Source organism: Ensifer adhaerens (genome assembly GCF_002940685.1).
Lineage (GTDB): Bacteria > Pseudomonadota > Alphaproteobacteria > Rhizobiales > Rhizobiaceae > Ensifer > Ensifer adhaerens_E.
On record NZ_PNFP01000018.1, the window covers coordinates 132,466 to 141,840 of the forward strand.

At 60.7% G+C, this 9,375-nt stretch carries 11 protein-coding genes and 1 tRNA gene; 6 read left to right on the forward strand and 6 right to left on the reverse strand.

All coding sequences use genetic code 11. The features are described from left to right. Positions 1–19: 19 nt before the first annotated feature. The 3 genes from cysD to C1A35_RS29340 all read left to right on the forward strand — a co-directional run bounded on the left by cysD (position 20) and on the right by C1A35_RS29340 (position 2,814). Complete coding sequence (gene cysD, locus C1A35_RS29330) at positions 20–973, forward strand: sulfate adenylyltransferase subunit CysD (RefSeq protein ID WP_104667761.1); 954 nt, start codon at positions 20–22, stop codon at positions 971–973. Next, on the forward strand, positions 973–2,478 hold the full coding sequence (gene cysN, locus C1A35_RS29335) for a sulfate adenylyltransferase subunit CysN (RefSeq protein ID WP_104667762.1): 1,506 nt from the start codon (positions 973–975) through the stop codon (positions 2,476–2,478). The genes cysD and cysN overlap by 1 nt, the downstream gene beginning before the upstream one ends. Positions 2,479–2,619: 141 nt before the next feature. Continuing rightward, positions 2,620–2,814 carry a hypothetical protein gene (locus C1A35_RS29340; protein ID WP_104667763.1) on the forward strand — a complete coding sequence of 65 codons (195 nt, stop codon included), beginning with the start codon at positions 2,620–2,622 and terminating at the stop codon, positions 2,812–2,814. Between the two features lie 22 nt (positions 2,815–2,836). Here the strand turns inward: C1A35_RS29340 and C1A35_RS36470 are convergent, their stop codons facing one another. Both C1A35_RS36470 and C1A35_RS29345 read right to left on the reverse strand, forming a co-directional pair. Then, positions 2,837–2,980, reverse strand: a complete 144-nt coding sequence (locus C1A35_RS36470) for a hypothetical protein (protein ID WP_179119586.1) — start codon at positions 2,978–2,980, stop codon at positions 2,837–2,839. Between the two features lie 389 nt (positions 2,981–3,369). Continuing rightward, positions 3,370–4,329 (reverse strand): bile acid:sodium symporter family protein, encoded by a 960-nt coding sequence (locus C1A35_RS29345; RefSeq protein ID WP_104667764.1) that lies wholly within the window; start codon positions 4,327–4,329, stop codon positions 3,370–3,372. 208 nt (positions 4,330–4,537) lie between these two features. Between C1A35_RS29345 and C1A35_RS29350 the strand changes: the two genes are divergently transcribed. Then, positions 4,538–4,717, forward strand: coding sequence for a hypothetical protein (locus tag C1A35_RS29350; protein ID WP_104667765.1), 180 nt, complete (start codon positions 4,538–4,540; stop codon positions 4,715–4,717). 62 nt (positions 4,718–4,779) lie between these two features. Here the strand turns inward: C1A35_RS29350 and C1A35_RS29355 are convergent, their stop codons facing one another. The 3 genes from C1A35_RS29355 to C1A35_RS29365 all read right to left on the reverse strand — a co-directional run bounded on the left by C1A35_RS29355 (position 4,780) and on the right by C1A35_RS29365 (position 6,712). Beyond that, positions 4,780–5,685: a glycosyltransferase family 8 protein gene (locus C1A35_RS29355; RefSeq protein WP_104667766.1), complete on the reverse strand. Its 906-nt coding sequence runs from the start codon at positions 5,683–5,685 to the stop codon at positions 4,780–4,782. A gap of 289 nt (positions 5,686–5,974) precedes the next feature. Further along, positions 5,975–6,388: a hypothetical protein gene (locus tag C1A35_RS29360; RefSeq protein ID WP_104667781.1), complete on the reverse strand. Its 414-nt coding sequence runs from the start codon at positions 6,386–6,388 to the stop codon at positions 5,975–5,977. Positions 6,389–6,635: 247 nt separating this feature from the next. After that, positions 6,636–6,712: transfer RNA gene (locus C1A35_RS29365), tRNA-Pro, on the reverse strand. Between the two features lie 317 nt (positions 6,713–7,029). Here C1A35_RS29365 and C1A35_RS29370 point away from each other — a divergent pair. Further along, on the forward strand, positions 7,030–7,467 hold the full coding sequence (locus C1A35_RS29370; RefSeq protein ID WP_104667767.1) for a hypothetical protein: 438 nt from the start codon (positions 7,030–7,032) through the stop codon (positions 7,465–7,467). Between the two features lie 65 nt (positions 7,468–7,532). Here C1A35_RS29370 and C1A35_RS29375 read toward each other — a convergent pair whose 3' ends face one another. After that, positions 7,533–7,715: a YegP family protein gene (locus tag C1A35_RS29375; RefSeq protein WP_034801332.1), complete on the reverse strand. Its 183-nt coding sequence runs from the start codon at positions 7,713–7,715 to the stop codon at positions 7,533–7,535. A 242-nt stretch (positions 7,716–7,957) separates the two neighbouring features. On the opposite strand from C1A35_RS29375, the gene C1A35_RS29380 reads away from it, so the two are divergent. Next, positions 7,958–9,283: a DUF6538 domain-containing protein gene (locus tag C1A35_RS29380; RefSeq protein WP_104667768.1), complete on the forward strand. Its 1,326-nt coding sequence runs from the start codon at positions 7,958–7,960 to the stop codon at positions 9,281–9,283. Positions 9,284–9,375: the final 92 nt, after the last annotated feature.

Genomic DNA, 9,375 nt, shown 5'->3' on the forward strand with positions numbered 1-9,375 from the left:
AATCCTCCCGGAGACTGAAATGCCCCATATCCATCCGGAAACGGAACTGCATAACCCGCAGAGCGCCAAACCGCCGCTCGATCCGCACCTGAAGGCGCTGGAAAACGAAGCCATCCACATCTTCCGCGAAGTGGCCGCCGAGTTCGAGCGCCCGGTCATGCTCTATTCGATCGGCAAGGATTCCTCGGTTCTGCTGCACCTGGCGCGCAAGGCCTTCTATCCGGGCCGCGTGCCCTTCCAGCTGCTGCACGTCAACACCGGCTGGAAGTTCGCGGAGATGATCGCGTTCCGCAACGAGATCGTCGAGCGCTACGACCTCGACCTGATCGAGCACGTCAATCCGCGCGGTGCGGCCGAGAACGTCACGCCGTTCACCCATGGCTCGGCGCTCTACACCGACATCATGAAGACCGAGGCGCTGCGCCAGGCGCTCGACGCCGGACAGTTCGACGCCGCTTTCGGCGGTGCACGCCGCGACGAGGAGGCAAGCCGCGCCAAGGAGCGCATCTACTCGTTCCGCACGCCCGACCACCGCTGGGATCCGCGCAACCAGCGCCCGGAACTCTGGAACGTCTACAACGGCATGATCCGCAAGGGCGAAAGCGTGCGCGCCTTCCCGCTCTCCAACTGGACCGAGGTCGATATCTGGCGCTACATCCAGGCCGAGGACATTCCGATCGTGCCGCTTTATTTCGCTGAGAAGCGCCCGATCGTCGAACGCGACGGCATGATGATCCTTGCCGAAGACCCGCGGCTCGAACTGCTGCCGGGCGAAACCAAGCGCGAGGAAGTGATCCGCTTCCGCACGCTCGGCTGCTTCCCGCTGACCGGCGCCATCCGCTCGAACGCAACCACGCTCGACGACATCATCTCCGAACTCGAAACCGCGACCGTATCCGAACGCCAGGGCCGCGCCATCGACCGTGACCAATCCGGCTCGATGGAAAAGAAGAAACGCGAAGGATATTTCTGATGACCGCACCCGCAACCGCGAATGCCGTTGAGCACGTTGTAGCCGGCGAAGTTCTGGCCTTTCCGGCACAGGAGCCGGCGCGTGCTGCGCGTGACAGCCGCCCGCTGCGCCTCATCACCTGCGGCTCGGTCGACGACGGCAAGTCGACGCTGATCGGCCGTCTGCTCTGGGACACCAAAGCGGTCAAGGAAGACCAGGCAGCGACGCTGCAGCGCGATTCCAACGGCAAGCAGAACGATCTCGGCCTGCCCGACTTCGCGCTGCTTCTCGACGGCCTCCAGGCCGAGCGCGAACAGGGCATCACCATCGACGTCGCCTATCGCTACTTCTCGACCGACAAGCGCTCCTTCATCGTCGCCGACACGCCCGGCCATGAGCAATATACCCGCAACATGGCGACGGGCGCTTCGACCGCCGATCTCGCCGTGCTCTTGGTCGACGCCCGCGTCGGCCTTCTGGAACAGACCCGCCGGCACGCGACGATCGCGACACTGATGGGCATCAAGCAGTTCGTGCTGGCGGTCAACAAGATCGACCTCACAGACTACGACCGCGCCCGTTTCGAGGAGATCAGCCACGAATTCAGGGAACTGGCGCTGTCGCTCGGCGTGCGCCAGGTCACGGCCATCCCGGTCTCGGCGCTGAAGGGCGAGAACGTCGTCTATGACGGCCGTGCCGCAATGCCCTGGTATGACGGCCCGACCTTGATCGAGGTCCTGGAACTGGCAACCACCCGTTCGGCGCAGACGGTCGGCTTCCGCCTGCCGGTGCAGCGCGTCTCGCGCCCGGGCGAAAGCTTCCGTGGCTATCAGGGAACGGTTGCCGGCGGCTCGGTGAAGCCCGGCGACAGCGTCGTGATCCTGCCCTCGGGCATGGTCGCCAACGTCACCAAGATCGTCACGTTCGACCTCGTGCGCAACGCAGCCGTTGCCGGCGACGCGATCACGCTGGTGCTCGACCGTCAGGTGGATGTGTCGCGCGGTGACATGATCGTCGCGATCGACAGCCAGCCGCTGACCGGCCTCTCCTTCGACGCACAACTCGTCGCCCTGCAGGCCGAAGGCATCCAGCCCGGCAAGCGCTACTGGCTGAAGAGCGGCAGCCGCCGCCAGCGCGTCCAGGTGCAGCCGGCAAGCCAGCTCGATCTCAAGACCGGCAAGTGGAACCAGGCCGAGCAGCTGCCGATGAACGCCATCGGCAAGGTGCATCTTTCCTTCGACGAGCAGGCAATCTTCGACACCTACGAACAGAACCGCACGACCGGCGCCTTCATCCTGATCGACCCGGACACCAACAACACGGTGGCCGGCGGCATGATCACGGCAAAGCGCTCGGCGCTCGGCGGCATCCACACGGAAGACGCCCGCGTCATCCTCTCGCTGCCGGCCGATCTTGCCGACCAGCTGATGGCGACGGAACTCTTTGCCAACCGTCGCGAGGAGGCCGAGATCCGCCGTGTGAGCGCCGGCAAGGCGGTGGAGATCATCGACGATATCGACGGTTGAACGACATCACGCAGCAAAAAGGGGCCAGAACGGCCCCTTTTTTCGTTTTGCCTGCGGCGACTGAGGTCCACCGGCGTTCGCCGCGGATGCCTTTCCAAAAGCGCGCGTCGCGCTATCTCCCTGCCGCATGGGAGAAACGCCATGAAATCGGAACAGCAAGGCGAGGACGCGAGACGGCAAGGCATTCGCGGGCGCACGGTATCGATCGAGACGTTTGCGCGGAAATACCGGATCGACGCGGAAGAGGCCGAGCGGCTGCAAGACCAGTTCGGTCCGGCCGCTGGCGAGATCGAGCTGCTGCAGGCGGCCCGCCGCAACGGGATGCCGGAGGAGTAGACCCAGCCGGCAATCGTCATCGCTAGAGCTGCTGTTCGATCGCAGGCATAACCATTGTCAGCGGCGCGGGATCGGCATGCTGCCACAGCTGATAGCCGACAACGCTGCCGAGGATGGCGGACCATATGGCGATCTCGCGAAAGGTGAAAATCGGTTCCTTCAGCATCTGGGCCTCTTTGGGCATGAACAAGTGTTGGTGGAAGTATCGCGCCGATTGTTCACGCTGATAAGACGCCAACCGGTGAACACGTCGTTTCGATGTGAACAATAAACCGGCGCATCGTTGTCGTTATGTGACGCCGCCGAGCCATCCGCCGTCCCAAAACGGGACAGGACCGGCAATCGCTTCACCCTGACCCGAAATCGCACGGATCACATCTTTTCATCCATCCGCGCATTCGTAAGTTGGCGCGTCGATCATGAGGATCGATAGGGCTGTTTCACCGTTTCTGGACGTTGTGGGACAGTCCGCCTGACCAAGCAGCCATCCTGGCTCGGGCAAACAAAAAAGGGCCCTTGCGAGCCCTCTCCTGCTACTCGTCGCGAGCAATGTGATCAGCGGGTGCTGACCACGGGCTCGGCATTGTTTTCCTCCGTACGGCTCGCGAAATAGTTGGCAAGCAGAGCGCCGGAAATGTTGTGCCAGACGCTGAAGATCGCGCTCGGGACCGCAGCCACGGGCGAGAAATAGGCATTGGCGAGCGCCGCACCCAGACCACTGTTCTGCATGCCGACTTCGATCGCGATCGCCTTGCGCTTGGCAAGCGACAGGCCGGCCGCCCTGGCGGCGAAGAAGCCGAGCAGATAGCCGAGACCATTGTGCAGGACAACGACGGCGAAGATCAGCAGTCCGGAGCTTGCAATCGCTCCCTTGCTTGCGCCGACGACGGCTGCAACGATCAGCACGATGCCGGTGACGCTGACCAGCGGCAGGGCCGGCACCGATGCCTTGACCAGGCCAGGCAGCAGTTTCTGGAAGAGAAAGCCCAGCGCCAGCGGCAGAAGCACGACCTTGACGATGCTCATGAACATCGCCATCGCATCAACCGGCAGGTACTGGCTGGCAAACGTCCATACCAGGAACGGCGTGACGATCGGCGCAAGCAGCGTCGTGACGCTGGTGCAGGCGACCGAAAGCGCGACATCGCCCTTGGAAAGATAGGTCATCACATTGCTCGAGGTGCCACCCGGGCAGCAACCGACGAGAATGACGCCGGCGGCCACTTCCGGCGACATCGGAATGATGGCGGTCAGCAGAACTGCGAGCAGCGGCATGATCAGAAACTGGGAGACAACGCCGATACCGACCTCGAACGGGCGCTTGGCGACCTCCTTGAAATCGTCAGGCGAAATCGTGAGGCCCATGCCGAACATGATGATGCCGAGAAGCGTGACGATGTAGGGCGTGATCTGCTTGAAAACATCAGGGAAAACGAAGCCGAGAACGGCGAATAGGATGACCCAGAGCGCGAATGTGCGTCCGACGAACTGGGAAAACGATGCGACAGCCTTCAAAATGTTACTCCTTGGCATGATGGCGGCTGTCTAGGCCCGACGGCGGACGGCTTCAACACGCTTCAAACAAAAAACCGCCTGAGATCGCAACTTTATGTCGACTGAGCCACGGCGACCGACATAAACGCGACGCATATGGACAGAGACCATCTCCTGCGGATATCAGGCGGGTCGCGCATCGCGAGCGCAGCTGCTCAAGGAGATGAAGATGAGCTTGGAGAAGAAACCGGAAACAAGCGTGTCGGTCGAGAAGCGCCAGAACGGCAGATGGTGCTTCGTCATCAAGTTTCGCGGCGTCACCTATCCTGCCCAGGGCAATTTCACATCGATGCTGGAGGCGCAGGCCAGCGCGCAATCCGTGCTGAAGGGCCTGGAGAAGCAAGGCTGACCGACCATATGGTCAGGGGCAACGTTAAGGTGCGTTGGCCTGCACGGCTCCATCATGCGCAGCTACCGGGCAAAAGCCGAGAGCCGGTGCCACTTCTTTCTGATCGATAGCAGCAGGGTGCGAACGCGCCGATCGCGATTCGTGATCAGCCGCGCCGAGCCCCAGGGCGTCTGCTTCCGGTACTCCAGAAAAGTTGCCTTTTCCGGGTGTTCGCATTCTACCGTATTGGGCTTGGCGTGCGTAAAGTGCACGATCGAAGCTTCGGAATAGTCTTCCCATCCCTTCTTCGCATTCCAGCAGCCGGCGAGATGAACGAAGTTCCCCTCGGTCGCAAGATTCAAAACGTCCTGGTCCAAGAAACCGAATGAACGACTCTGAAGCAGTTTAGCGATTCGGGCAGTGTAGTCCTGTGCGTTCCACGCATCGATATCGACGAGCAGGACACCCGCATTGAAGTAAGGCGTCTTCGCCGCCCGAGCAAGCGGCTCGTTGAAACGCGCCGGATCGTCATAGGGAACCGCCGCGACCGCCTTGCCGGCGAGCTGCAATTCAAACAGAGCCGCGAGGCTTTTCTTGATCAGCGTGTCGGCATCCAGATAGAGCATGCGACAAGGTCGATCCGCGAGCAGCTCCGGCAGATACAGGCGCGCGTAAGTGGCACGACTCCAGTAGCTCGTCGTCCTCAGTCTCGAGATCCGGCTGAGGAGATCGCCTTCGATATCGATGAAATGCAGCTTTCGCCTCGCGCAGGCCTGCAGCATGTCCTTGTCGGAAGCCAGCAATCCGTCGGCCAGGATAAAGATCTGGGCATCCGGTATGCCGCCATTCTCCTCAAGGGAGTAGAGCATGACGCCCGCGAGTTCCGCGAAGCGCCTGTCGATCGAGCATGCAACAATCATCTTAATGTCATGTCCAGCGATGCAACGTCCTGCCGAAAGCGTCGCATGCAACGTCTTGGTCGAAAGCAAGATGCTGCTCGCCCGGAAATCTCCGGGAGCCGTCTTGATTTGCCATGATTTGGAAAAGCGGTGCCCTCGCCAAGCGAAGGTCAGGCTCACAGTGTCGCGCAATATGCGACAGAAGGATCAATGAAACTAATAGACCATTTCTTACCCGAAAACGCGCGAAAGCGCTGGTGTGCGATTGTTCATGTCGATGAATTCGCACACCACGCGCCTACGTCAAGCGGGCAGCACAGATACTGGTTGCTCCTCCACAGAATCTCGCGCAAATCTTGCAGAGCAACCGGCGCAGCACCTATTCGGTCGCGGATCGGATGATGTTGCAGAGCCCCTCCTGCACCACCTGCTTGGTGGCTACCTGCCCGACCTGGATATCGAACATCGCATCGACCCGCGTGCCTGAGCCGCGCTTGCGGGCAACGACGCGCAGGGTCTGCAAACGTCCGGAGCCGGCCGTATCCTGATAGGCCTCGATGGTGCCGAGCGCCTTGTTGATCTCGATGCCCGAGAACCCTTCGGCCGCCACCCCGCGCGCCATCCGCTGCAACGCGGTCTCGGGTTTCAGCTTCGGAAACTCCTGCCAGGTCTTGAAATAGACCGGCGTCACCAGCGGTACGCCCGTCGCCTTGAAGTTCTTCTCGCAGCTCTGTGCCGCCGCCATCGAATGGCCGGCCACAAGCAGAACCGCCGCAATGGAGAGATGCTTGATCGACATTCCCGTTCCTCGTCGTTGATCGAATGGCGGGAACCTAGAGGCTCCGCCCGCGCACCGACAGACGGCGGCAGGCGTGGGTGCACGGGTTTTCGACCAATGGCTTCGAAGGAGCGACGAACGGCTAGGAGAGACGCCGGGATGGCAACGGTCGGCGGATCGCGCCATGATGAAGACAGCGGCTACCGGTCCGGCGCGCAGCGCCGTGAACAACGGGAGATATCAGCTAAGGGATTGATTTGGCTGGTCGGAGTGGCAAGATTCGAACTTGCGACCCCCACGTCCCGAACGTGGTGCGCTACCAGACTGCGCTACACTCCGTGACCAGCGGCGCCTCTATAGAACAGGCATTTTGATTTCACAAGCGCCTAGCTCGAAAAACTTTGCGCCTTTCTCAAAAAATTTGTGACGGTGGAAAACTCGCGCCGGGATTGCCCTTTGCTTGCGCCGCCGACGCCCGGAGGGCCTTGCGATAGGGACTTTCTGCAACGCTTCATATTTTCCTGAAACTGGAGCCGCGGCGTGGATTTCCTTTCCTCTCTTTTGGCGCTAGAGGCACAACGGAAAGCGCGGAAAACCAGGGGATACGGGCTTCCGCACCATGCCTATTTCAGAACGAGAACCAAAGGGACAGAAACATGAACTTCCGCATGATGACGGTGGCGGGCCTCGCGCTCGTGCTTGCCGGCTGTACGACGACCGGAACGGGGATCTCCAGGAACGCGGTCGAGGCCCGTTGGCTCGGCCAGCCGGCCGGTGGTTTCTTCGCCCAATACGGTCCGCCGATCTCCGACGTCGAAAGCGGCAGCTCCACGGTCTATAGCTGGAAGGGCGGCTACAAGACCCGCAAGATCCCGGCGCAATACGAAACCACCAAGGACGGCAAGCGTGGCAAGCGCATTTCGTCGGCGCGCACCGAGTATCTGAGCTGCGCGGTACAGCTTACCGTCTCGTCCGACTACGTCATCCGCTCGATCAGCATTGTCGGCGACCGCAAGCGCGCCGAAGGCCCGAGCTGGTGCGAAGAGTTCCTCGGCGCACCGGCCCAGACCAAGCCGGCCGCGACCGCAGGCTAAGCTTCAGGAACAAAAAACCCGCCGGTGAAATCGGCGGGTTTTCTCCAAAGGATATGGCGTCGAACTCAGCCGGCACTGTTGTCCTCGACGGGTGCGTCGGGACCGTTCTTCTTGATCGAGTCGATGGCGTTCTGCGCGCTGGCCTTGGTCTTGTAGCCCTCGGTCGAGAACATCACTTCGCTGTTGTACTTGAAGCGAACACGGAACTCGCCAGCCTTGTCTTTGTAGATTTCGAATTTGTGAGCCATCTTCTCCCTCACACATGTTGGAATCAACGCAACTAGCGTGTCAGTTGCAGCGTGACTTGACAAGAGTGCATGCATATCCGGCGCTTGCGCACTCGCCCGACCGAATGTTTGGAGAAGTGTGGCTGGGGCGCCAGGAGCCCCACTGATCCGCGAATAACTCCAAGAAATCATTGTTATTATTGACTTCTTACGCCGCCGTGAGCTATCAACGTGTACCACCATCGTGTACTACTGGGAAGCAAATGGCCGATACTCTATACCTCAAGAAGCGCCGGCAAGGCTGGTACTTTGCGATGAAGGTTCCTGCCGATTTGACCGAAAAGATCGGCAAGTCGGATATCGTGAAATCGCTGCGTACCCGCGATCTGACACAGGCACAGAAAGATCGCTGGCCCCTGGTTGCGGAGTGGACCGCACAGTTTGAAGTCTTCCGTGGCAAGCGCGCATGGACACCTGCCGAGATTGAGGAGAAAGCCCAGGCAGAATACCACGGCACACTGAAGATGCTTGCCGAGCACAACGAGAGCGAGGAGAACGTCGACATTTTCGCCGAGCTTGAAGCCGAGAAGCTGGAGAGCGGGAAGGTTAACGATCTCGACCATGCCCTCATTTCGGCGCGCATCGCAGCGGCAGCGGGACGACGAGCCGTCATGGACGGGAGAACCTTCACCCTGCCGCCCGCCTTCGGACGCAACGGCGTCGACATGGAAACCCTCCAGCCGGTGACCTTGAAGAAGCGAAGGACCGGGGAGGCCTTCGCCGACGCGGCCCGTCGCTACATCGAGGAAATCCAACGCGACCCGTCCGCGAAGCTCACGGAGCAAACACGCGGTCAATACGAAGCCGTGTATCGTCTGTTCGACCAGTGGGCGGGCAAGCCAAGCCTGGATGAGATTGATCGTAAGCAGGCGGCGGAGTTTCTCGACAAGATTGCCACGCTTGACCCCCACTGGGGTCGAAGCCCGCAGACAAAGCAGCGGACATTTAGCGAGATCATTAAGGATTTTGGCAACCACGAAACTGGCCTGAGCAACAGGACCATCAACCGATACGCTACCGCCCTCTCGATGGTTTGGCAGTGGGCGAAGCGGCGGGGTCTGTTGTCGAGCGAAAACCCTTGGGAGGATCAATACCGCAAAATCGGCGAGAAGCGGAAGACCCAGAAGCTGCCGTACACGATCGATGAAATGAAGAAGCTGCTGGCCGCCCAGCCGGAGGTCCGCCCCGAGGAACAGAGCCACCCCAACACGCTCGCTTGGCTTTGCTACATTTCCGCTTACAGCGGCATGCGGTTGAATGAAATGTGTGATCGCAAGGTGGAAGATATCAAACAAGAGGACGGCGTCTGGTACTTCGACATCACCAACGCCAAGTCGGAGGCGGGTGATCGCAAGGTGCCCATCCATACCCGCCTTATCGCTGCCGGCTTGCTCGATTTCATCCGCCATCACGGAAGCGAATGGCTATTTCCCGTGTTGAAGCCGGGAGGCCCTGACGGCAAGCGATCGTGGTACATCTCGAAGCGTTTTACCGAGCACAGGCGGATCGCGTCCCGTGAGGTGGTGTAGCAGACGGCATTGGTCGCCGTGCTCTCCGGCATGGACCGGGATGATCAGCGCGCCACGGCTGGCAGGCTGATGAGCGGATCATCGCTCATCTG